Genomic DNA, 22,352 nt, shown 5'->3' with positions numbered 1-22,352 from the left:
CCTCAGGACAGGGCGTAGCCGCGGTTCAGGGCGTAGCCGCCGTTCATGACAGGGCGTAGCCGCCGTCGACGGCCAGGATCTGGCCCGTCACGTAGGCGGCGGCGTCGGACAGCAGGAACAGGCTCGGGCCGACCATCTCCTCGGGGTCGGCCGGCCGGCCGAGCGGGATGCGCTCGCGGATCCGGGCGGCCCGCTCCTCGTCGGCCAGCAGGGACCCGGTCATGGCGGTCAGCACGTAGCCGGGCGCGATGCCGTTCAGCCGGATGCGGTGCTCGCCGAGCTCGACGGCCAGGCCGCGGATGAGATGGGAGAGCGCCGCCTTGGTCGCCCCGTACGGCACGATGCCGGCGACCGCGCGGTCGGCCGACATGGACGAGACCGCCAGCACCGATCCTCCGCCGCGCCGCCGCAGATGGGGCACCGCCGCGCGGATCATCCGGTAGGGACCGCTGAGGTTGACGTCGGCGAGCCGCTGCCAGTCGTCCTCGGTGATGCCGGACCCGGTGGTGCGCACCTGCACTCCGGCGGCGAGGACGAGGAGGTCGACGTCGCCGATCCGGCTCAGGGCGGCCTCGGGCAGGCCGGGGTCGCGCACGTCGCCGACGATGGTGTGGCCGCCGATCCGGTCGGCCGCCGCCCGCACCGTGTCGTCGCGGTCCAGCGACCACACGGTCGCGCCCGAAGCGGCCAGCCCGGCCGCGATGGCGCCGCCTATCCCGCCGGCCGCCCCGGTCACCAGGGCGGTGCGGCCGGTGAAGTCGAACCGCGCCGGCCGGCCCGCCACGGCCCTCTGCGGCGCGTGCTCACGTGCACCCGGATCAGCCATCGGCCGCCTCCCGCCGGCCGGTGAAACCCGCCACGCCGTGCTCGTACTCGGGCGTGAACATGGTCTGTTCGATCATGACCTCGAGCGCCGCCCGTACGGCCGGCAGCCCGTGCTCGATCAGCTCCCGGTTGGCGAACCGCTTGGTGTGCCCGACCGCGGCGCGGGCGCCGTTGGCGACACCGCGCGCGACCTCGGCGGTGGCCTCGGCCAGCTCGGCGTCGTCCACCACGTGGGTGACGAGCCCGGCGGCACGGGCCTGCTCGGCGGTGAGCGGCTCGGTGGTCAGCGCGAGCACCTGGGCGAGCCGGCGCTGCCCGAGCGAGGGAGCCGCACCGGCGAAGACCGTGGGCCAAACCCCGACGCGCACCTCGGGCAGCCGGAACGTCGCCGACCGCGCCGCCACCGCCAGGTCGCAGAACTGGATCAGTTCCACCCCGCCACCGATCGCCATGCCGCCCACCTCGGCGATGATCGGCAACGGGCTGGTGGCCATAGCGGCGAACGCGGGAAGCATCGTGTCGAGGAAGTACGCGCGGGCCTGCGCCCGAGTGCGGCACTCGGCCATCGCGGTGAGGTCGTTCCCCGCGCAGAAGGCCCGGCCCTCGGCGCGCAGCACGATGACGCGGACGCCCTCATCGTCCTCGGCCTTGCGGACGGCCGCGTGCAGGGCCCGCCACTCCGGCGCGTTCATCGCGTTGAGCTTGTCCGGCCGACCGAGGGTCAGGGTCAGCAGGTGCCCGTCGCGTACGGTTCTCATCGCACCTCCCCGAGCAGCGCACGGTCGTCGACGTCGACCCACCGGCCTGCGGCGGCCGAGGCGTAGAGGGCTGCGATCACTCGCTGGGTCGAGAGCGCCGACCGTCCGCCGGCGAGCGGTTCCCGGCCCGTGGCGAAGGCGTCCAGCGCGTCGTCGAGGACGGTCTGGTGCCAGCCGGCCGGCATCAGCGACGGGTCGGCGGCGGTCGCGCTCCCGGGCTCGGTGGCCAAGGTCTCGGCCGGGGAGCCGTCCGCCCGGCACAGGACGAGCTCGCCGCCGGTGAGCACAGCGGTGCCCGCGCCACCGGAGACCGTGATCTGCTCGTCCCGGCCGGGGGGAGCGGCGGTCGTGGCATGCAGGGTGGCGATCCCGCCGTCGCCGTGGTCGAGCAGGGCGCCGAGCGTGTCCTCGGCCTCCAGCCGGTGCAGGTCGGACGTGGTCGCGTGCGCCATCACCCGGCGCGGCGGGCCCACGCTCCAGAGGTAGAGGTCGAGGACGTGCACCGCCTGGGTGATGAGCACGCCGCCGCCGTCGCGGGCGTAGGTGCCCCGGCCCGGCTCGTCGTAGTAGCTCTGCGGCCGCCACCACTGGACGTTGACGCTGCCGCCGGTGAGAGTGCCGAGGCCGCCTCCGGCGACCAGGTCGCGCAGCCGCCGGCCGGCCGCCTTGGCCCGGTGCTGGAAGCAGACCGCCAGGCCGATGCCCGCTCGCTCGGCGGTGCGCACCAGCTCGTCGGCGCGGGCGAGGTCGACGTCTAGTGGCTTTTCCACCAGCACGTCGATCCCGCGTTCCGCCACCGCCCGGACGAGTTCGAGATGGGTGCTGGGCGGTGAGAGGACGAGCGCCAGATCGACGCCGTCGGCCAGGGCGGTCTCGGGCGGCCAGCACCGGCGTGCTCCGGGGAACCGGCCGCGCACCCGCGCCGCGCGCTGCTCATCACGGGTCGCCACGGTGACGACCTCGCAGCCGGCGTGCTCGAGGGCGACAAGGTGCGGGCCTGCGGCGAGCCCGGCGCCGAGCACCGCGACCCGGCGGCTCATCGCGGGCCTCCGGCGAGCAGTTCGCTGGAGCCGACCAGCTCCGACCGGGTCATGAGGATCTTGAGGTGGTCCGCCGGACGCTCGGTGAGGGCGGTGAACGCCTCTTGGACGTCCGCCAGCCCGTACACGCCGGTGCGCAGCGGCCGCGGGTCGACCCGGCCGCCCGCGATCAGCTCCACGGCGGCGCGGAAGTCGGCACGGCTGTAGTTCCGGCAGGCGATCATCGACAGCTCGCGGGCGTAGAACCGCTCGTAGGGCAGCTCCAGCCGATGGCCGGGCTTGGCCGCGCCGATCGCGATATAGCGGCCGCCGCCGGCGAGCACCTCGGCCGCGACCCCGGCGGTCGCCGACTGGGCGACAGTGTCGTAGACCAGATCGACACGGCCGGCCTGAGCCTCGGTCCACGCCACCAGCTCGTCCCCCGAGGCGACGGTGAAATCGTGGAAGCCGAGCTCGGCGAGCACGCTCGCGCGGCTCGGATGCAGGTCCGCGAACAGGATGCGGCCGACGCCCATGGCGCGGGCGACCATCGCGGTGGACATGCCGATCGTGCCCGATCCGATCACCAGGGCGGTGTCGCCGTCCCTTACGCCTCCGCGGGCGACCACATGGCAGCCGACGGCGACCGGCTCGATGAGGGCTCCGTGCTCGGGCCCGACATCCTCCGGCAGCGGCACGCACTGTTCGGCGTCGACCACGAAGCGGTCGGCGAAGCAGCCGTCGGGCAGGGACAGGCCCATCACCGCGATGTCGGCGCACTGGTTGGTGCGGCCGGCCGCGCAGGCCCGGCACCGCCCGCACGACACCGTCGGGTACACGACCACGTGGTCGCCTTCGCTCAGACCGCTGCCGCCGGGGGCGACGACGACCCGGGCGACGCATTCATGGCCGGGGACGGTGGGGTAGCGGGCGATGGCGTTGGTGCCCCGCACCAGCGACAGGTCGCCGCCGCAGATCCCGGCCGAGTGCAGTTCGAGCAGCACCCGGCCCTCGCCGGGCTCAGGCGCCGGCGCCTCCACCACTTCGACCCGGCCCGGCCCGGTGACCCTCACCTGTCGCATGCCTCGTCCCTTCCTCGTCGGTCGGTCGCCGATTCGTCGCGGTCGCCGATCAGGGCCGGCGCCGTCATGCCCGGAACACCTCCGCCGGCATCGGCCGCGGATTCCTGATCAGCGGCCTGAACCCCATGTGCGGGAGGATGTCGCGCTCGATGTCGACGCCGCAGGCCACCTCGGTGAGCTCCACGCCCTCGGTCGTGAGCCGGAACACCGCGCGCTCGGTCACGAAGAGCGCCTCACGCCCCTCCCGCAGCGCGAACTGCCCCGAGTAGGTGATCTGCTCCACCGCCTCGACGAACTTCGGCACCTCGCCCTCCGCGGTGATCGTGATCCCGCCGTCGTGGACGTCCACCAGCAGTCCCTTGGCGGTGAAGGTTCCGCAGAAGACGGCCTTGCGCGCGTACTGCGAGATGTCGATGAACCCGCCGGGGCCGATCACCCGGCCGCCGAACTGCGAGACGTTGACCGAGCCCCACGCGTCCACCTGCGCCAGCCCGAGACAGCAGACGTCGAGCATTCCCATGCCGAACAGGTCGAACTGCGTCGTGGACGGCACCCGCGCGGAGGCGCCGCGCGACATGCCGAACAGGTCGCCCGACGCGGGGACGCCGTCGAACAGGCCCTGCTCGATCGCGATCGTGGTGCCCTTCAGCCTGCCCTGCTCGGCGAGAACGTCGATGACGTGCGCGGACATCCCGAAGCCGACGTTGAGCACGGCCTGGTCGGGCACCTCCATGGCCGCGCGGCGGGCCACCGCGGCGCGCACCGGGTCGGCCAGGTCGACCGGGAAAGAGGTGTCGTCGGCGGGCCCCGACAGCGCCGGATCGTGCTCGGCGGCGTAGGTCTGCCACTGGTCCGGGCACACGGTGACCACGTCGACGAGTTCGCCGGGAACGACGACGTCACGAGGATCGAGCGGCGTCTCGCTGATCCGCTTGACCTGTGCCAGCACCGTGCCTCCCGACGCCCTGGCGGCCTGCGCCACCGCGCCGACGTCGAGCAGTGCCGCCTCGTCGGCGCAGCCGATGTTGCCGTGCCGGTCGGCCTCGGTGCCGCGGATGAGCGCGACGTCGACCGGGAACGGCCGGTAGCGCAGGTATTCGTCGCCGTCGAAGCCGGTGAGTTCGACGATCTCCTCGCGCGCCGCGCGATTGACCCGGCCGCCGCCGTTCCTCGGGTCCACGAAGGTGTGCAGCCCGGTTCGCGTGATCAGGCCGGGTCGCCGTGCCCCGATCTCGCGCAGCAGCAGGCTGATGGCGCCGGACGGCAGGGCGTACGCCTCGATCAGGTCTTCGGCGGCGAGCTTCATCATCCGTGGCGACCAGGTCCAGTGGCCGCCGATCACCCGTTTGACCATGCCCTCGTGCGCGAACGCGTTCGTTCCGAGCCGGTCACGGTCGCCGAGGCCGAGCGCGTGCACGAGCGTGGTGCCGTGCGGGCTGCCGGTGCTGAGGAATCTGCGCTCGACGGCCGCGAGCAGCGAGCCCGGCTCCAGAACGCCTCCGCCGGAACCGGTCAGCGCGACGGTCGCGCCGTCGGGAATGCCCGCCACCGCCTCGTCGGCGGAGACGAACCGTGGTCCAGATCCCATCTTCGCTCCTAACGCTTGTAACCGGTTACATAACTACGCCGCCGCACCCGCTGTCAACATCGGGAGGCGATCCTCCGGTACGGCCGGGGACGCTCGTGGGGATCAGCCGAGGTCGGCGGTGATCCTCGGAGCAGCGGTGGAACGGCGCAGCACCGGTTCGGAGGCGATCACCGTGCGCGACCCTGCGCGGTGCCCTTCCAGCAGGCCCCGCATCGCCAGCCATGCGGCCGACGCGGCCTCCTCCTGAGAGGTTCGCACCGTGGTGAGCGAGGGCGACATGTACCGCCCGAACGGGATGTCGTCGTAACCGGTGACGGACATGTTCTCGGGTACCCGTACGCCTCGCTCGTTCAGTGCCGCCATCAGCCCGATGGCGCTGAGGTCGTTGTGCGCCACCACCGCCGTACAGCCTGTGCCGATCACCTCGTCGGCCACCCGGTGCCCGTCCTCGACCGTGGCGCCGGTCGCCACCTCGCTGACCTGTAGCCCGCGCCTGCGGAAGCCGCGCAGCGCCCGCCAGCGCTCCTGCTCCTGCCACGACCGGGCCGGGCCGTGCAGGTAGGTCACGTGCTCGTGGCCGAGATCGACCAGATGCTGCACCAGGGCGCGCATGGCGCCGTGCGCGTCCATCACCACGCTCGACACGACGGGATCGTCGATCTTCCGGTCCACGACGACGACCGGCCGGCCCTGGCCGAGGAGCTCCCGCAGCACGCCGGGCGTGCAGCGGGGGCCGCACATGATCAAGCCGTCGGCGCGCTGCAGCAGGCTGATGCCGAGTTCGCGCTCGGCGGGCAGCGACTCGTCGGAGTCGGCCACGAGGACCTGGAAGCCGTCCCGCCCGGCGTCGTGCAGCACCTGCTTGATGAGCGCGTAGAAGTGCGGGTTGGCGAGGTTCGGGACGAGGATGCCGATGATGTGGCTGCGGCCGCTGGCCAGGCTGCGCGCGACCACGTGCGGGGTGTAGCCGAGCTGCGCGGCGGTGTCGAGCACCCGCCGGGTGAGCTCGGCCGACACGCCCGCCGACCCGGCGAACACCCTCGACACCGTGGCGACCGAGACCTTCGCCCGGCCTGCCACGTCGCGGATGGTGGGCCGCCCGCCTTCGACACCGTCTCGCCGCTGCCCGCGCACCCGACTCCTCCGCCCGCCTGCCCTCTCCTGTCCGACCGTAGCGGACGGAAGGTCGTCATTCGCCGTACATGCTGGGGATCCACTCGGCGAAGCCCGGGACGTACGCGAGCAGGATCATGGTGATGAACATGATGGCGATGAACGGCGCCATCGGGCGGATGAGCTTGACCATGCTCACATCGGCGATGCCGCTGACGATGAAACAGGCGGTGCCGAGCGGCGGGGTGACCAGCGAGATGCCGATGATCGCGAGGGCGAGCACGGAGAAGTGCAGTGGGCTCATGCCCGCCTCTTGGGCCAGCGGCAGGAACAGCGGCACCAGCACGATCAGGGCGGGCATCCCGTCCAGCAGCGCACCGATGATCCAGAAGACCACGATGAGCACCAGGACGAACAGCAGGTAGTCGCCGGTGAACCCGGAGGCCCATTCCGCCAGCGCCACCTCGACCCGGTCGTAGGCGAGCATGTAGGCGAGGATCTGCGCGACCCCCACCAGCGCGAGGACCACGCCACTGGTCCGGCCGACCCGCACCAGCATCCGGCCCCACTCGCGCGCCGGGACGGTGCGGTAGGCGAGCGCCAGCAGCGCGGAATAGAGCACCGCGACCGCGGCCGCCTCCGTGGCGGTGAAGGCGCCGCTGAAGATGCCCCCGAGGATCACCAGCGGTGCGATGAGCGGTGGAATGGCCTGGACGAACGTACGGCCGATCTCGCGCGCGCTCAGCCGCACCCCTTCGACCGGCGGCTCGACGAACTTCGCGTAGAAGAGGATCACGATCACCTTGCTGAGCCCGACGACGAGCGCGGGGAGCAGCGCGGCGAGGAACAGCTTGGTCACCGACAGGTTGGCGATCGTCCCGAGCACAATGATCGTGATGGACGGCGGGATGAGCACGCCGGTGCCCGACGAGGCCGCCACGATGGCCGACGACCACTCCTTGCGGTAGCCGGCCTTCTCCATCGGCGGCAGCATCGTCGAGCCGATGGCCGCCGCGTCGGCGTTGACCGAACCCGAGAGCCCCGAGAACACCATCGTCGAGCCGACGACGCTGACGCCCAGACCGCCGGGCAGCCACGCGACGCACGAGTTGACGAACGCGACCAGCCGGTCCGCGGCGCCGGAACGGTGCAGGATCTCACCGGTCAGGATGAACAGCGGGATGGCCAGGAGCGTGAACGACTCCATGCCCGAGAACATGGCCTGGGCGACGTTCTGGACCGGCAGCCCGGCGACGAGGGCGTCGATCAGGCCGGTCGCGCCCATGGCGGCGGCGATCGCCGCACCACCCAGAACGAACACGGCCAGTACGACCAGCATGACGATCACAGCGTGCCCTCCACGGTCTCGATGAGACGGCCGGTGCGCTCGCCGGCCCGGTCGGAGGTCAGCGTCAAGGCCTGCCCCGCCACGTGGAGCAGTGCGAGGCCCGAGCCCACCGGCACTGCGGCGAACACCGCCCACCGCGGGATGCCCGCGGCCGATACCGTGCCGAACTCGCTGATCACCATCTGGGCGCCGCCGTAGGTGAGGGCGCCGAGGAAGAAGGCGAAGACGACCAGTTGCACGAGCCGCACCACGTACAGGACGCGGCCGGACAGCCGGTCCTCCACCACCGAAAGGGCGACGTGCCCGCGCTCGCGCGCCGCGACGGCGAAGCCGAGGAACGCCGACCAGATGAGGCACATGGTCGCGCCCTCGGTCGACCAAGACAGCGGGTCGCCCAGCAACAGGCGCGAGGCGATCTGCAGCAGGACCACCACGGCGATGCCGCACAGCGCCACCGCGAGCGCGACGTTCTCGATCCTGGCGAGCGGCGACGGCCGGTCGGGGGACTCCTGCACGGCGCTCACCTCCAATCCGTCAGGTCGAGCAGCGTGCCGAACGTCGAGCGGTGCCTGGCGTAGACACCGGCCACCGCCTTCTTGAACGCTGCGGTGTCCGCTTCGTTGAGGTGCGAGCCGGCCTGCCGGGCCGCGCCGAGGTACTGCTCGTCGGACCGCAGCCACAGCTCCCGCTCCTTGTTCTGGGCCTCCCGGCCCGCCTGGAGGATCGCGTCCTGGTCCGCGGCGCTCTGCGCGCGAAACCACCGGTCGCTGACCAGCAGTGGATCGACCGAGAAGAAATGGCGCGTGTACGAGTAGTACTTCGCGACCTCGTTGTGGTGCTGCTGCACGTAGAAGGTGAGCGAGTTCTCGGCCGCGTCGACCACGCCCTGCTGGAGGGCGGAGTAGATCTGGGCGGTGTCCAGTGGCGTGGCCTGCGCGCCCAGGGTGTTGAACGTGTCGATCATTATCTGGTTCGACTGCACGCGCATCTTCAGGCCGCGCAGGTCGGCCGGTTCGTGGAGGGCGCGCTTGGTGTTGTAGATGTTGCGCTCGCCCGAGTCGAACCAGCCGAGCACCCTGAGGCCGTGCCCTTCGAGGATCGCGGCGAGCCGGCGGCCGAGCGGCCCGTCCTGTGCCGCGTACAGGCGCTGCCTGGTGTCGAAGGCGTACGGAAGCGCGAAAACGCCGAGCCGCCGGTCGTACACCTCCAGGTTGGCCACGCTCGTCTTCGCGACCTCCAGGGTCGCGTTGCGTAGCTGTTCGTTCATCCGGTCGTGGCTGCCCAGCACGGCGTTGGGGTAGACGTGCCCGGTCAGCCGGCCGTCGGACAACGCCGTGAGCCGCTGGAGGAAGTAGTGCTCGGCGACCACCTCGGGGTTGTGGGCGTCCACGGTGTCACCGACCCTGAGCACCTTGCCCTGGGCCGCTCGTACGGCCGCCACCGCGGGCGCCGACACGGCCCCGAGGCCCACCAGCCCCACCGCGAGAAAGTTGCGCCTGCCGAGCGACCGCGCTCGGGGGGGACCTTTGTCTGGGGGCGAGTTGGCCATGGCGGAACCTCCCACGTCAGGGACTTGCGTAGGCTGCGCGAATCAGATGTAACCGGTTACTTGGTCGCCCTTCTTAACGTGTTATTCACATCACCGTCAAGACCTCGGGCCCGATTCGCGCCCGCCGGAGCCCGGTGGACGGACGTCAGCAGAGCATGGTCGAGAGGCCGCGGGCCGGGTCTACCGCGGCGGGCGGCCGGAAGTGTCCGGCCCGTGGTGGCGCCGGACCGAGGGCCGGCGCGACCGCACGTCGGGCAGCCGCCGAGGATCGTGCCCGTGATGACAGTGCCCGGCGAGGAAGTACGTCACCTGGTGGGGCACGAAACCGGCGGCGTAGATGGCGGACTTGTCGTAGACGACGTGGTCCCAGACGAACGCTCCAGGAGCCGGTTCGGCTTCGGCCGGATCCGGTCCCGGCAGGTCTCCACCGTCCTCGGCCCACGCGGCGAAGACGTACTCGTCCTGTTCTCCCGTCCGCACCACGCAGACCAGCGGGCCGACCTCGACCGCACACCTCAGCAGCGCGCGAAGGACGCGTCGGAGCGCGCCATCATGATCCGGATCGGTCTCGCGCACCGTGCCGCCCGGCAGGGTCCGGTACTCGGCCCCGTCCGGGTGCCGATGGCGCACGGCAAGCACTCGCCAGTCGGACGTCATGAGGACGGCGGCCACCCGGTCCGGCACGATCGGCTCCTCAGAGATGGCGGTGCAGGAACTCCGCGGTCGCCTCCACCGCCTCGGTGACGTACGGCTCCACATCGTAGAGGTCGACATGCTCGCCGGCGTCCAACCATACGAGCTCTTTCGCGCCCGCGGCCCGCTCGTGCAGTTCCACCGCGAGCTCCGGGCTGCAGTAGGCGTCGACCTTGCCATGGACGACGAGCAACGGGGTCGCGCCGAGCAACGCCGCGGCGCCGAGCGCGTCGAAGGTCATCAGCGAGTGCAGCGATCCCCTCGTCACCTGGTCGTCCCAGTGCGGCGACGCGGACCGTCCGGTGCCGTAGTAGGAGTACGGCTCGTCACCGCCCATCGCCGCCTCACCGCCGCCAGGCGCCACGACCGGCAGGTACTCGTCGTAGCGGTCGATGAAACCGCGCAGCGCGGAGCGGTAGGCGTCGGCGCCGATTCGTTCGACGAACCAGGCCGGGCTGTTGTACGCCCCCGCGATCCCCGCCACCGCCTTGACCCGCGGGTCCGAGGCGGCGGCGCGCACCGCGTACCCGCCCCCGAGGCAGATGCCGACCAGGCCGATCCGGTGCGGATCGATCTCGGCGCGATCGGCGAGCAGTCCGACCGCCGATCGCAGATCGGTCAGCTTGCCCTGGCTGTCCTCATGCCCGCGCCGGCCTCCGCTCTCGCCGAAACCACGGTGGTCGAAGGCCAGGGTCGCGATGCCCGCCCGGGCGAGCCGCTCCGCGTACAGCCCGGTGACCTGTTCCTTCACGCCCGTGAACGGGCCGGTCAGCACGACGGCGGGCACCGGGCCGGCGCGGTCCGGCAACCTCAGCTCTCCGACCAGGCCGACCCCGTCGGCGTCGCTGAAGCCATCGCCGTCGAAGTCGACGCGCTCGGTGGTGACGGCGCTGTGTTGCCCGGTGCTGTGTTGCCCGGTGCTGGGTTGATCGGTGCTGGGTTGATCGGTGCTGGGTTGATCGGTGCTGGGTTGATCGGTGCTGGGTTGATCGGCACTGGATCGGTGGGCGGACATCGCTGCTCCTGTCGTGGAGGGAGTGGTCGGGCCGATGCGGCAAGCGGTCATACGACGCTGGGCTCGGCCACGAGTTCGGCGGCGAGTTCGGCCGCGACCGCGTCGGCGCCGAGTTCGACCAACCAGGCCAAGGGCGCTCCGGGTGAGAAGCGCGTCATGGTGGCGCTCAAGTGCCGCTTCTGCTCTTCGGTGAGGCTTGGCGCGCCGGCCGCGAGGCGGCGTACGGTCTCGCGGTACATGAGGAGGTAGCGCCGCTGCTCGGCGAGCAGTCCGATGTCGCCCGGCACCCCGTGACCGGGATAGAGCGGGACGCCGTCCAGCTCGGCCGTCAGCCGGTCCAAGGTGCGGAGCCAGGCGCCGGAGTGGCCGTCGGCCGTGTAGGAGTGGAGGTCGCCGAACGCCAGATCGCCGATGAAGGCGAGGCGCCGCTCATCCGATTCGACCAGCAGGTACGAGTCCGCGTCGCTCTCACCGGCCCCGAGATCGTGCACCCGCACCCGAAGGCCCCCGACCTCGACGATCTCGCCATCGGCGAGCAGGTGGTCGGGCACGCGGTAGCGGTCCGGCCACTCCTCACCGTAGACGGGCTGCCACTGCTCGCGCTTGGGCACCGCGAGCTTCGCGATCGTCTCGGCGACCTCGGCGGTGGCGTAGACCGGCACGTCGTCGTCGACCACGTACGGCAGGCCGTTGAAATGGTCGGGGTGAGGGTGCGTCACGAAGGCCGCGAGCAGTGGTTTGCGCAGCGCGGCCAGCCGGGCGGCCAGAGCCCTGGCGTCCGACACCAGCAGGTTGGCGTCGACCAGCAGCACGCCGTCGTCGGTCTCGAGCAGATGGCTGTTCACCAGGATGCCGGACTCGGCGGCGGTGTAGGTATGAATTCTGAGCGGGCTCATGAGCAGGCGTCCTTCCGATTACCGTTGATCGAGACGCTAGGGCGATCCACGGGCACCGGCCAGAAGGCACTTTCCGGTGCCCATGCCCGCGGCGGCCGACACGGCAGGGAGGTCTGGATGGCACTGGTGATTCCCGACGTGCTGGAGGCGAGCTGCGCGACCCGGCAGGCGCTGGAGCGGTTCGCCGCCAAATGGCGGATCTTGGTGATCTACGCGCTGCTCGCCGGGCCCCAGCGGCATGCGCAACTGCGCCGCAGGCTCCCGGGCGTCACCCAGAAGGTGCTGACCGAGACGCTGCGCGGCATGGAGGCCGATGGCCTGGTCGAACGCCGGGTCATCAAGGACACCGCACCGCAGCATGTGGAGTACGCGCTGACCGCGCTCGGCAAGACACTGCAGGAACCGCTCGCCGCGATCTGCGACTGGGCACTGGCCCAGGACGATCGGCCCTGACAGGCGCCCAACTCAGGCGGCCGGTTCAGTCGGCCGGTTCAGTCGGCCGTTGACGGAGCCGTCAGCCGGACCTCTTCCGCGTCGAGCCGCGCCTGCACGCGGAGCAGGACGGCGTCGCCGATGCGCCGGTCGTCGCGCAACCGGATGACGGCGGCCCGCTTGATCGACAGCAGCTCGGCGCGCAGCGCCGTGTGCGGCTCGGGCTCCAGCGAGCCCGAGAGGTGGTGGTCGCGCTCATGCCGGGCCGCTTCGCTCTCTCGCGACTCGGCGGCGGTGAGCAGCTCCAGCCGGCGCTCGTAGTCCTCCCGGACCTCATTGATCGCCGCCTCGGGCACGTCCAGGCGCTCCGCGATCTCGGTGAGCCTGGCGAGACCGGCCTCGGTCGCGGCCCGTTCGGCGAGCAGCTGTTCCGCGCGCATGTGGTCGTCGTCGGGCATGCGCGCCCAGCGCAGGACCGCGGGAAGGGTCAGGCCCTGCAGCAGCAGCGTCGTCAGGATCACTCCGAAGGTCACCACGATCAGGGCGTCCCGGTCCGGGAACTCCGTGCCGTCCATGACGGTGACCGGAATCGCGAGCGCCGCGGCCAGTGAGACCCCGCCGCGAAACCCCGACCAGGCGAGCGGCATGCGGTGCCGCGCGCTCATGCGGCGCTCGCGCTGGGCCGGGCGCCGGTCGATCGCGCGGATGACGTACGGAACGGTGTAGAACCAGGCCACTCTGCTGCCGATGACGGCGGCGGCGACCGCCAGAGCGGTGATGACCGTGGTGAACAGCGAGCCGTGCGGGAGGTTCTCGACCGCCCCGCGCAGCTGGAGACCGACCAGGATGAACAGCGCTCCGTTGAGCAGGAACGTGGTGAGGTCCCAGAACGCGTACGCCTGTACGCGGGTGCGTGCGGGAATGCGGGCCGGACCGGCCTGGGTGAGCGCGAGGCCGCACACCACGACCGCCAGCACGCCCGAGGCGTGGATCTCCTCGGCCAGCAGGAAGGCCAGGAACGGGGTGAGCACGCTGATCCCGTTCTCGAGTACGACGTCGTCCATGAATCTACGGGTCCGCAGCGTGACCCACGCGACCACCAGGCCGATCACCGCACCGCCGCCGTAGGACACGGAGAAGTCGCCTGCCGCGCTGAGCCAGCTGAACTCCTCCTCGCCGGTCGCCACCGCGGTCGCGATGCCGAAGACGACCAGGGCGGTTCCGTCGTTGACGAGGCTCTCCGCGCGCAGGATCGTGAGCTGCCTGTGGGGGAGCCCGTGGTGGAGCCGCCTGATCACGGCGCCGACGGCGCTCGCGTCGGTGGGCGCCACCACGGCTCCGAGCACGAACGCGACCGGCCAGCTCAGCCCGAGGGCGTGCCCGACCACGGCGACCGCTCCGGCCGTCACGAACACCAGCACCACCGAGGACAGGAGGACCGTGCGCAGGTCGGCCCGAATCTCCCGCAGCGAGGTGGTCAGCGCCTCCCAGTACAGCAGGGCGGGCAGGAACAGCAGGATCACGACCTCGGGCGCCAGTTTCACGTCGCGCAGAGCAGGAACGAAGCCGAGGCCCACACCGGCGACCAGCAGGACGACCGGTGCGGCGACCCGCAACCGGCGGGCGAGCACGGTCGCCGCCAGGACGCTCACTCCCAGCAGGACCAGCACCTGCAGCGTGTGGGGGTCGTACACGTGGTCGTCTCCTCATCGCCGCGACACGGCTGCACGGTCGCCACGACCCTCACCGCTGTTCGGGCGGTGTGATCCCCGACCTGGAGCCGGATAAACGGCTGGTCGTCACCGTTCGTCCCGGAGGTCGGAAGCCTCGGGTGGGTGATGCCGCACCTTCGCCAGGGCTCCCGGCCGGTCCACGCCCTCGACCGCGAGACAGATCCCGAACACGCGGTCGAAGCCCGTCCAGCCGTTGATCCGGCCTCGGTTGTTGCTGATCTGCACTCTGCGTCTGGCCGGGTCGAGAGCGGAGACCAGATGCAGGTAGACGCTCCCGGCGACTCTGGCGAGGACGATGTCGCCGACCTCGATTCTCGTGGGGTCGACGGGGGCGACGGTGACCAGTTCGCGGCTCCCGATCAACGGGACCATCGAGGAACCCGTGGGGCGGAACTCCACAGTGTCCCCATCGGCGATCCTGGCGGCGAAAGCGTCCATCTTTCCCATCGACCAACAGCATGCGGGATCACTGAAACCGCCGTCCATCGATTTTGGCGATGCGGAACGTGAACTCGAGCGAGCGCCATTCGCCGTCGAGGCGGCGGCCGCCGGGCGCCGGCCCGTTCCGCGAGGCGAACTCGACCACCAGCCGGTCCTTGACCCCGAACACGGTGTCGGAGTCCAGGTACGCACCGCCGTCGACGAACAGCTGGGTGACCAGCCGCTGGTGGCCCGGCGCCATGATCATAAAATGGAGGTGCGGTGCTCGGTACGGGTGCCGCCCGACCGCTTCGAGCATCCGGCCGACCGGGCCGTCACCCGGAATCGGATACTCCGACGGCAGGATCGACCAGAACGTCAGGCGCCCATCGGCATCGGTGCGCAGCCGGGCGCGCAGCACCGGGCCGTCCAGGTCGGGGAGTTGGACGTCGTAATAGCCGTCCTCGTTGGACTGCCAGACGTCGACCACGGCGCCGGGGACGGGGTCGCCGTCAAGGTCGGTGATCCTGATGTCCACCCACAGCGGCGTACCTGGCAGGCCGCCGGATATGTCGGCACCGTGCTCGACCTCGGGCGGCCCCGGCACGTAAAAAGGGCCGAGAACCGCCGACGGCGTCGTGGCGGGCGTGCGGGAATTGGTCAGCAGGTCGACCATGCTCGACACGCCCAGGACGTCGGACAACAGGACGAACTCCTGGCGCGTGTCGCTGCAGAGCTGCCCGGTGCGGGTGAGGAAGTCGATGGCGTGGCGCCATTCCTCCTCGGTGACGTCGTTGGCCGTGACGAACTGGTGCAGGTGCCGTACCAGATCGGTCAGCAGTCGTCCGGTCCGCGGGTCCGGAGCCCGGTCGAAGCTGGCGACGACCTGCTCGGTGAGCCGGTCGAGCTCTGATGCGATCGGCATGCCCGTGGCAGGCGTACCGGCGGTCGTCGTACCGGAGGGCTGCGTCCGCGCGGCGGGGCGACGTCCTTCCCATGCGTCGCGCAGCAGGTCCGCGATCCCCTCGGTGGTCGGCTCGCGGGGGTTCGGGTACGAGGTCGCGGTGGCCAGCTCGGCCGCACGGGGCAGGTCGGCCTCCGCCATCCCCAGCGCGCGCAGCGTGGTCGGCCCGTTCAGACCGGCGATCAGGTCGAACATCCCGCGCGGTGCGTCGGCGACTCCGAGGGCGTCGGCGATACGCCGCATGACGTCGGGCGTGGCGGGCGCGTTGTAGGCCATGGCGTGCGGCAGCACCACGGTGTGCGTCTCGGCATGCGGCAGGTCGAACGCGCCCCCGAGCGTGTGGCACAACTTGTGGTGCAGCCCCATGCCGACCGTGCCGAGGCAGGTGCCGGACAACCATGCCGCCTGCAGGGCGTCGGCGCGTGCTTCGAGGTCGGACGGGTTCGCGGCGATCCTGGGAAGGGCGCGGGCCATCCGGCCGATGGCGTCCAGGGCCATCTCGTCGGTGAGCGGATCGGCCTGGGGCGAGTACAACGCCTCTACGGCGTGCGCGAGCGCGTTGACGCCGCTGGTCACCGACATCGCGACGGGCAGTCCGACGGTGAAGGCGACGTCGTAGATGACGGTCTCGGGTCGCACCGAGGGCGACGACTGCGTGGTCTTCCGGCCGCCCACCGTCTCGCCGAGGATGGGGGTGACCTCAGAGCCCGCGTAGGTGGTGGGCAGGATGACCTGCGGAAGGTCGGTGCGCAGCGCCAGCGCCTTGGCCAGCCCGGTGGTCGAGCCGCCTCCGACGGCGACCAGGCAGTCCACCGAGTGCTCGACGGCGACGTTCAGCGCCCGTTCGGTCACCTCGGAGGGCGTGTGCATCGCCGCGCCGTCGAACTCGGCCACAGCGACCGGCCCGAGCGCCTCACGTACCTGTTCGGCCGCTTTCGCCAGCGGTGGGCTGGTCAGCAGCAGGGCGCGCGAACCGCCCAGTCGTAGGACCTCGTCGCGAACCCGCCCGGCGGTGCCGGCTCCGAACACCACCCTGGCAGGGTGCGACGTGTACACGAAAGTCCGCATCCGATCCGCCTGTCATGTCGTCCAGAACACAGAGTCGTCCAGGCAAGTATCAGCCCGTTCGGCATGGGCGGACGGTGTGGGGTAAGCGAAGCCCAGGGCGGGGCCGGGGGAGTTCTGTGGCGGCGTACACATTCGCCGGTCGCGCTGCGTACTACCGTCGTAAGCAAAACGCCGACCATGGCGGCGAGGGGTTGAAGTGGCGACCTTTCCAGGCGAAGCGAGATTCGGCGGCGATGCAGTCGCCCGCGACAAAATCGTCCACCTCAACAGCGGACCGTACAGCGCGCCCGAGCCTCCCCGGCAGCTTCCACTGGACATTCACGGATTCTCCGGACGGGGCGAGACCCTGGCCAAGCTGGACAGGCTGGTCGAGGAGAACCAGCGAGCGCTGTCCCCGCTGATCATCGCGATCACCGGGATGCCGGGGATCGGCAAGACCGCCCTGGCCGTGCACTGGGCTCATCTGATGGCCGACCACTTCCCGGACGGCCACATCTTCATCGACCTGCGCGGCTACTCCGACCGGGTCGCTCTCTCTCCGCGCGAGGCGTTGGGTCAGGCTCTCCGCGCGCTCAACGTCCCGGCCCGGCGGATTCCCGTGGATGAGGACGAGCTCGCCAGCCTCTACCGGTCGCAGCTGGCCAAGAAGCGGATCCTCATCCTGCTCGATGACGCCGTGGGGGCCGAGCAGGTGCATCCCCTGCTGCCGGGGAGCTCGTCGTGTGTGGTCGTGGTGACCGCGCGCGACGACCTCGCCGGGCTGGTCGCCCGCGATCACGCTCGCACGGTGCCACTGGACCTGCTCCCCGCCGGAGAGGCGCTCGAACTCGTTCGCACGGTGGCCGGGCAGGAACGCACGGACGCCGAACCCGAGGCCGCGACGCAGCTCGTGCGGATGTGCGCCCGGCTGCCGCTCGCGCTGAGCGTGGCCGCGGCCAACCTGGCGACACGTCCGCAGCAGTCGGTCGCGGAGGCGGTCGAGGTCCTGAGCAAGGGCGACCGGCTGTCGAACCTCGCAGTGGGACGGGGCCTCGACAAGGCCGTCGGAGCCGCCTTCGACCTGTCGTACCGCGGACTGGAGCCGGAGCTGCAGTCGACGTTCCGGCTCTTGGGGCTGGTCGAGGGCCCCAGCTTCACCCGGCAGTCCACGAGCGCGCTGCTCGCCGTGACCCCGGAGGCAGCGCAGCGAACACTCGGCCGGCTCGAGGCCGCGAACCTGGTTCAGGCCATCGCCTCCGACCGGTACCAGCTGCACGACCTGCTCAGGGAGTACGCACGTGGGCGCGCAGAGGAGGAGGACGACAGTCTCGTGCGCGAGTCGGCCCTGCAGCGCCTGGCCACGTGGTACCTCACCAGAGCGCAGCAGGCCGGGCGCTTTCTCGACCGGTATCGGCGCACCATCGGCCATGAGCTGGCGGCCCCGCCCGTGGACGTGGACCCCACCGAACGGGCGCGTCACCTGGAATGGTTCACCGCGGAGTACCGCAACCTGATCGAGGTCGTCCGTCAGACCTCGAGGCTCGGGTGGGAACAGCTCACCTGGGAGCTCGCGGACGCGGTGTACGACTTCTTCGAATTGCGCCGGTACAGCCACGAGAACATCGCCGTCCACCGGCTGGGCCTGGACGCCGCCGAACGACAGAACCACCTCCCATCTCAGTTCTTCATGCGCCATCACCTGGCGGTGGCCTACCGCGAGCTGGGCCAGGCGCGGGAGGCCTTCGCCGAGGCCGAGCGGGCCCACCGCCTCAGCCGGCAGATTCGCGATCGCTACGGAGAGGGGGTCGCGCTCGACAACATCGCCCGAATCCACCTGGTCCTCAGCGAGTATCGGAATGCCCTCGCGGTCAGCGGCATGGCACTGACCATCCGCCGTGAGATCGGGGATCGGCACGGTGAGGCGACGACGCTCGACACGACCGCCCGCGGCCATCAAGGACTGAGTGACTACCAACGGGCGTTCGACCGGGCCGCCGAGGCGCTTGTCATCCGCCGCGACATCGGGGACGTCCGGGGCGAGGCGGAGACGCTCTACAGCATCGCCCGCATCTACAACGGCTGGGGGCGTGCGTCCTTGGCCCTGGAGTCCGCCGACCAGGCACTGGCCATCCGCCGGGAGATCGGGGATCGGCACGGCGAAGGGGAGACCCTCGCTTTCATGGGCTATCTGCACATGTGGCTGGGCCGGCATCTGCAGGCCCGGAACTACGTCGAGAACGCCCTGCGCCTCCGCCAGGCCATCGCCGACCGGCAGGGCGAAGGCCAGGTCCTCGTCTATCTGTCCACCATCCTGCGGCGCCTCGGCGACATGGACGAGGCCGTACGTGCTGGTCTGGAGGCTCTCGACATCCTCCAGGAGCTGGGCGACCGCCACGGAGAGGCCGAGGCGCTGAACAGCCTCAGTCGCAGCTACCGTCGCAAAGGGGCCTACGAACGGGCGCACGAGGACGCACAACGATCGCTGGAGATCAGCCGTTCGATCGGTGACCGTTTCGGCGAGGCGACCGCGCTGAACGCTCTGGCCCTGATCGCCCGCTCCCGCCACCAGGTGGGTGCCGCTCGAAAGATCGCCGCGCGGTCCTTCCGGCTCCGCCGGCAGATCGGGGACCGGCGAGGCGAGGCGAACTCCCTCGACCTGCTGTGCAAGGTCTATCAACGGATCGGGCTCTTGCCGAAGGCCCACCGCACCGGGATGCTGGCGTGCAGCATCGGGGCCGAGGTCGAGGACGGTTACGGCAGGATGGTGACCCTGCGGGTTCTCGCCGAGATCGCCCATGCGATGGGCGACCACGACCAAGCGGTGAAGCACATCCGGGACGCCATGGACCTGGAGAAGGAACTCGACGTCACCGGCCGCCGGAGCCGGACGCTGCGGCTGTACGGAGTGATCCTCATGGAACTCGGCAGCGAACAGGACGCGGCCGAGGCGTTCGCCGAGGCCCATCGCCTCGAGCCGGCCTCTGGCCTGGATGAAGATTAAGGGATCTTTGCTGGAATCCGACCCCGACCACGGTCTTCACTGTGGTCTCATTGACCCCACCAGCCGCTAATGACACAAAGTCACCCGTGCATCAACAGCTCTTCGACGCTGCTCGAAATCCGGCGGCTCGACAACGTCCGCCAACAGAGCCGCCAGTCGAGGGACGGGTACCCGCCACCACGGATGGACCTTGACCGACCTCTCCTGGCGTGACGTTCTCGCGACGCACTATCACCATGCGGCGCCTGAATTCCTGCATATCAAGAGATCCTACAGCCTCCATTTCATCTACCGCTTCAGCGGCAAAAAGTACGTACTGTCGAAGGTTCGCAAGGATCCCCGGCGGATTCCCTTTCACTTCCAGTTCGACATCACCGAGCTGCTGAGCCTGCGCAGCGAGACGGTCAGGCGCGCGGAACCGCCCGTCACCCCCTCATCGGGCCCATGGGTGGACATCGGCTCGCACCACTGGTTCGTCAGGCCGTACATCGAGCACGACCCCGCACCCGATTGGCGGAAGCCACTCCTGATCAGGGCCGCCGCGCACCACCTGGCGCGGATCCATGAGATCGCCGAATCGTCTCCGAATCCTCTCGGCGAGGTTCAGGACGGCCTCGCTCCGTACCATTGGCCGATCTGTACCGTGCTCGCCGAGCAGAACGCCTTCGCCGCCGACATGATCCTTCGAGGGCGTCCGCGCAGAGATGTGGCCACGGTCCGCCGGAATCTGGAGACGCTGGGCCGGCAGGCCGCCGAGGTCGAGCTGGGGCTCACCGGGATCACCCACCAGGACTTTCGCCCCGGGAACATCCTCGTGCGGGGTGGCGCCGTCACGGGGATCATCGACTGGGACCTGGCCCATGAGGACCGTTACCTGTACGACGCGGCGCTCGGCGCCCTCCACCTCGGGTGCCACCAAGCCGGGAGCGACCATCTGTCCGCCGCCCAGCTGTTCATGGACGTCTATCTGGACAGATTCGACGTCAAGGCCGGCGCCGAGGCCGTGCCCTGGATGTTCCGCTTCATCACCACGCGGAATCTCGCGGTGGGCAGGTCACCGGGCAAGTGGCGCGGGCTGCTGCGCGAGGTCGAGGCGCGTTGGCCGCGGACCGGCACGCATCGGGTGTCACGCCCTCGCGAGTTAGTCAGTGCCGATACTGGTTCTTGTTCCCCATGACCAGATCTCCCCGGACATCGACGGTACCGCTGAGTTGCGCACCCGTGCTCGGGCCGGGTGAGGTCGGCGCGATCGCCTGCGAAACCGGTGAACGACCCCGTAGCGGGCGGGCGCCGTGGGCGAGGTACATCCACGCCGTCGTCTCGGTCTCCTTCACCCGAACCTCGACCTGCCGGTAGGCACTGGACCGACCCACCTCCCGACCGTGCTTGACGACGCTGTCGTACACGAACTGCGACACGATGAAGCCGAGGTCCGCGCCGGTGTCCGCCAACTCGGCTTTGAAGTCTCGCGCGTCCAACATCCGGGCGGCCTGAATGATCACCTCTCCGGAGACCCCCTCGGGGTCCGGCATCACGGGGCCGACATCGAGCGCGACCCTGAGCTGGATGCGGACACGGTCGTCGGCCTCACGGTTGTACGCGTCAAGCCGGACGCCGATGTGCGACAGCAGCGGATCCGCCAGAGACGAGGTCGGTATCGAAGGCGGGACGACCATGAGCGTGCCGTCGCCGCGGTCCTCCCGGTAGATCCGTGCCCAAGGCAGCTCCGAGTCCTCGAAGGCGCCCCGCACGGTCTCGTACATCGCGCGCCGGACGGTACGGCGGTCCTCGTCGGTGCGAATGTGGTCGCTGAAGGCCGCGACGTCCGTGTAGAGGATCGAACAGTTCTGGCCGGCCCACGCGGCATGGGAGGCGCCCACGCCCTCCATCTGTGGCGATCCGCCGCCGATTCTGCCGAGCGCGGCGGCGTCGAGAATGGTGAGGCTGTAAGGCAGGCTGGATGCGATGCCGTTCCGCTCCCAGGACGACAGGATGCGCTCGACCTCGCTCCCCGGCGCGTCCACCCAGTCCGCCAGTTCCTGCCGGCTGATAGGTAGCGTGAACCGCCCGCCCGGCTCCGTGCGCGGCAGGGCGATGTCCGCGACATGCCTGGCGATCAACTCCTCGACCGAGGTGTCGCTTCCGGCCGGTGACCCTCTGGGGCTCTCGGTGAGGCGTCCGTAGATCTGCCGTTCGAGCAGGGCGAGCACTCGATCGTGCTCATCGAGAAAGCCCGCGAAGGTTTCGGCGGGCACCAGAAGTGCGTCGACGGTGTCGAGCGCCACGACGGTGGCCGATCGCGAACGGATCAGCAGCGCCGCTCGCTCGCCGACCAGATCTCCGGGGCCGCGCAGAGCGATGATCCGTTCTCTGGAGTCCCTCGTCAGGGAGACCTTCGTCCAACCCGAAAGGATCACGATGACCTGCGTCGCGGGCTCCGCCTCAGAGCAGAGGACCGTACCGGCGTGCAGGGTGGCGCGTTCGGCAGAGGCGATGAGCGCCCGCTGTTCCATCGCGGTGAGGGACGGCCAGAAAGGCACCCCCGGTGACGTCCGGCCGACCGATTCGGAGTACATCTTCGCCCCCTTCACCCAATGCTTCGCACTGGTCATCGCCCGGGCATGCCGCCTTACGTCTCTGCCTACAGCAGACCGAGGTCAGCCACTGCGTCACACGACTCATCTGCGAACCCGTTGAGGACGGTGGCCCTCAGCCGTGATCATGCAGTCGTTCGCAGAACGGCCAGCGCATCCCCGCGAATAACTGCATGATCACGGCGGGGAGTGCCGGGCGGTGCCGGGTGAACTTCTGATGGCCGCCCGAACAGGAGAGCCATGTCAAAGGCCCCCACCGGTGATCCGGTGGGGGC

General features: G+C 70.4%; 19 protein-coding genes. 3 read left to right on the top strand and 16 right to left on the bottom strand.

All coding sequences use genetic code 11. The annotated features are described in order from the left end of the window. Positions 1 to 43: 43 nt before the first annotated feature. From HKK72_RS01085 to HKK72_RS01030, 12 genes are all read right to left on the bottom strand, one after another. A complete protein-coding gene (locus tag HKK72_RS01085) occupies positions 44 to 826 on the bottom strand; it encodes an SDR family NAD(P)-dependent oxidoreductase (protein WP_187232283.1) in 783 nt (260 codons plus the stop codon). Continuing rightward, positions 819 to 1,583 carry an enoyl-CoA hydratase/isomerase family protein gene (locus HKK72_RS01080; protein WP_187232282.1) on the bottom strand — a complete coding sequence of 255 codons (765 nt, stop codon included), beginning with the start codon at positions 1,581 to 1,583 and terminating at the stop codon, positions 819 to 821. Before HKK72_RS01080 ends, HKK72_RS01085 begins: the two co-directional genes overlap by 8 nt. Further along, the gene (locus tag HKK72_RS01075; protein WP_187232281.1) at positions 1,580 to 2,623 is read right to left on the bottom strand and encodes a Gfo/Idh/MocA family protein; all 1,044 of its coding nucleotides are present in this window, start codon (positions 2,621 to 2,623) and stop codon (positions 1,580 to 1,582) included. Before HKK72_RS01075 ends, HKK72_RS01080 begins: the two co-directional genes overlap by 4 nt. After that, positions 2,620 to 3,684: a zinc-dependent alcohol dehydrogenase gene (locus HKK72_RS01070; RefSeq protein WP_187232280.1), complete on the bottom strand. Its 1,065-nt coding sequence runs from the start codon at positions 3,682 to 3,684 to the stop codon at positions 2,620 to 2,622. Before HKK72_RS01070 ends, HKK72_RS01075 begins: the two co-directional genes overlap by 4 nt. A gap of 64 nt (positions 3,685 to 3,748) precedes the next feature. Next, positions 3,749 to 5,272: an acyl CoA:acetate/3-ketoacid CoA transferase gene (locus HKK72_RS01065; protein WP_187232279.1), complete on the bottom strand. Its 1,524-nt coding sequence runs from the start codon at positions 5,270 to 5,272 to the stop codon at positions 3,749 to 3,751. A 102-nt stretch (positions 5,273 to 5,374) separates the two neighbouring features. Further along, positions 5,375 to 6,352, bottom strand: coding sequence for a LacI family DNA-binding transcriptional regulator (locus tag HKK72_RS01060; protein WP_187232278.1), 978 nt, complete (start codon positions 6,350 to 6,352; stop codon positions 5,375 to 5,377). Between the two features lie 109 nt (positions 6,353 to 6,461). Further along, the gene (locus HKK72_RS01055; RefSeq protein ID WP_261986445.1) at positions 6,462 to 7,724 is read right to left on the bottom strand and encodes a TRAP transporter large permease; all 1,263 of its coding nucleotides are present in this window, start codon (positions 7,722 to 7,724) and stop codon (positions 6,462 to 6,464) included. Positions 7,725 to 7,729: 5 nt separating this feature from the next. After that, positions 7,730 to 8,257 (bottom strand): TRAP transporter small permease, encoded by a 528-nt coding sequence (locus tag HKK72_RS01050; protein ID WP_187232276.1) that lies wholly within the window; start codon positions 8,255 to 8,257, stop codon positions 7,730 to 7,732. Next, complete coding sequence (locus HKK72_RS01045; RefSeq protein ID WP_187232275.1) at positions 8,254 to 9,213, bottom strand: TRAP transporter substrate-binding protein; 960 nt, start codon at positions 9,211 to 9,213, stop codon at positions 8,254 to 8,256. Before HKK72_RS01045 ends, HKK72_RS01050 begins: the two co-directional genes overlap by 4 nt. Positions 9,214 to 9,462: 249 nt before the next feature. After that, on the bottom strand, positions 9,463 to 9,966 hold the full coding sequence (locus HKK72_RS01040; protein ID WP_187232274.1) for a hypothetical protein: 504 nt from the start codon (positions 9,964 to 9,966) through the stop codon (positions 9,463 to 9,465). Between the two features lie 10 nt (positions 9,967 to 9,976). Next, positions 9,977 to 10,990 (bottom strand): alpha/beta hydrolase, encoded by a 1,014-nt coding sequence (locus tag HKK72_RS01035; protein ID WP_222720165.1) that lies wholly within the window; start codon positions 10,988 to 10,990, stop codon positions 9,977 to 9,979. A 47-nt stretch (positions 10,991 to 11,037) separates the two neighbouring features. Next, a complete protein-coding gene (locus HKK72_RS01030) occupies positions 11,038 to 11,886 on the bottom strand; it encodes an MBL fold metallo-hydrolase (protein WP_187232273.1) in 849 nt (282 codons plus the stop codon). Between the two features lie 117 nt (positions 11,887 to 12,003). Between HKK72_RS01030 and HKK72_RS01025 the strand changes: the two genes are divergently transcribed. After that, the gene (locus tag HKK72_RS01025) at positions 12,004 to 12,339 is read left to right on the top strand and encodes a winged helix-turn-helix transcriptional regulator (protein ID WP_187232272.1); all 336 of its coding nucleotides are present in this window, start codon (positions 12,004 to 12,006) and stop codon (positions 12,337 to 12,339) included. A 38-nt stretch (positions 12,340 to 12,377) separates the two neighbouring features. Here HKK72_RS01025 and HKK72_RS01020 read toward each other — a convergent pair whose 3' ends face one another. From HKK72_RS01020 to HKK72_RS40465, 3 genes are all read right to left on the bottom strand, one after another. Continuing rightward, the gene (locus HKK72_RS01020) at positions 12,378 to 14,012 is read right to left on the bottom strand and encodes a Na+/H+ antiporter (protein WP_187232271.1); all 1,635 of its coding nucleotides are present in this window, start codon (positions 14,010 to 14,012) and stop codon (positions 12,378 to 12,380) included. A gap of 105 nt (positions 14,013 to 14,117) precedes the next feature. Further along, a complete protein-coding gene (locus HKK72_RS01015) occupies positions 14,118 to 14,498 on the bottom strand; it encodes a S26 family signal peptidase (protein ID WP_187232270.1) in 381 nt (126 codons plus the stop codon). A gap of 19 nt (positions 14,499 to 14,517) precedes the next feature. Next, positions 14,518 to 16,503 carry a maleylacetate reductase and hydroxyquinol 1,2-dioxygenase domain-containing protein gene (locus HKK72_RS40465; protein ID WP_187232269.1) on the bottom strand — a complete coding sequence of 662 codons (1,986 nt, stop codon included), beginning with the start codon at positions 16,501 to 16,503 and terminating at the stop codon, positions 14,518 to 14,520. A 196-nt stretch (positions 16,504 to 16,699) separates the two neighbouring features. On the opposite strand from HKK72_RS40465, the gene HKK72_RS01005 reads away from it, so the two are divergent. Both HKK72_RS01005 and HKK72_RS01000 read left to right on the top strand, forming a co-directional pair. After that, the gene (locus HKK72_RS01005) at positions 16,700 to 19,483 is read left to right on the top strand and encodes a tetratricopeptide repeat protein (protein WP_187232268.1); all 2,784 of its coding nucleotides are present in this window, start codon (positions 16,700 to 16,702) and stop codon (positions 19,481 to 19,483) included. Between the two features lie 190 nt (positions 19,484 to 19,673). Then, positions 19,674 to 20,660 (top strand): phosphotransferase, encoded by a 987-nt coding sequence (locus HKK72_RS01000; RefSeq protein ID WP_187232267.1) that lies wholly within the window; start codon positions 19,674 to 19,676, stop codon positions 20,658 to 20,660. Here the strand turns inward: HKK72_RS01000 and HKK72_RS00995 are convergent. Continuing rightward, positions 20,629 to 22,059, bottom strand: coding sequence for a Crp/Fnr family transcriptional regulator (locus HKK72_RS00995; RefSeq protein WP_187232266.1), 1,431 nt, complete (start codon positions 22,057 to 22,059; stop codon positions 20,629 to 20,631). The two genes, HKK72_RS01000 and HKK72_RS00995, sit on opposite strands and share 32 nt — an antisense overlap. Positions 22,060 to 22,352: the final 293 nt, after the last annotated feature.

The sequence above is a fragment of the Actinomadura sp. HBU206391 genome, assembly GCF_014323665.1.
Lineage (GTDB): Bacteria > Actinomycetota > Actinomycetes > Streptosporangiales > Streptosporangiaceae > Actinomadura_C.
Note: the sequence above shows the minus strand (reverse complement) of the source record. Positions and strands in the feature narration are given on the sequence as shown.

What these genes read in the sequence shown, in the direction of transcription:
- HKK72_RS01030 (WP_187232273.1), bottom strand. Translation starts at nt 11,886, where the DNA reads ATGAGCCCGCTCAGAATTCATACCTACACCGCCGCCGAGTCCGGCATC.
- HKK72_RS01065 (WP_187232279.1), bottom strand. Translation starts at nt 5,272, where the DNA reads ATGGGATCTGGACCACGGTTCGTCTCCGCCGACGAGGCGGTGGCGGGC.
- HKK72_RS01070 (WP_187232280.1), bottom strand. Translation starts at nt 3,684, where the DNA reads ATGCGACAGGTGAGGGTCACCGGGCCGGGCCGGGTCGAAGTGGTGGAG.
- HKK72_RS00995 (WP_187232266.1), bottom strand. Translation starts at nt 22,059, where the DNA reads ATGTACTCCGAATCGGTCGGCCGGACGTCACCGGGGGTGCCTTTCTGG.
- HKK72_RS01025 (WP_187232272.1), top strand. Translation starts at nt 12,004, where the DNA reads ATGGCACTGGTGATTCCCGACGTGCTGGAGGCGAGCTGCGCGACCCGG.
- HKK72_RS01035 (WP_222720165.1), bottom strand. Translation starts at nt 10,990, where the DNA reads ATGTCCGCCCACCGATCCAGTGCCGATCAACCCAGCACCGATCAACCC.
- HKK72_RS40465 (WP_187232269.1), bottom strand. Translation starts at nt 16,503, where the DNA reads ATGCGGACTTTCGTGTACACGTCGCACCCTGCCAGGGTGGTGTTCGGA.
- HKK72_RS01075 (WP_187232281.1), bottom strand. Translation starts at nt 2,623, where the DNA reads ATGAGCCGCCGGGTCGCGGTGCTCGGCGCCGGGCTCGCCGCAGGCCCG.
- HKK72_RS01015 (WP_187232270.1), bottom strand. Translation starts at nt 14,498, where the DNA reads ATGGGAAAGATGGACGCTTTCGCCGCCAGGATCGCCGATGGGGACACT.
- HKK72_RS01055 (WP_261986445.1), bottom strand. Translation starts at nt 7,724, where the DNA reads ATGCTGGTCGTACTGGCCGTGTTCGTTCTGGGTGGTGCGGCGATCGCC.
- HKK72_RS01085 (WP_187232283.1), bottom strand. Translation starts at nt 826, where the DNA reads ATGGCTGATCCGGGTGCACGTGAGCACGCGCCGCAGAGGGCCGTGGCG.
- HKK72_RS01080 (WP_187232282.1), bottom strand. Translation starts at nt 1,583, where the DNA reads ATGAGAACCGTACGCGACGGGCACCTGCTGACCCTGACCCTCGGTCGG.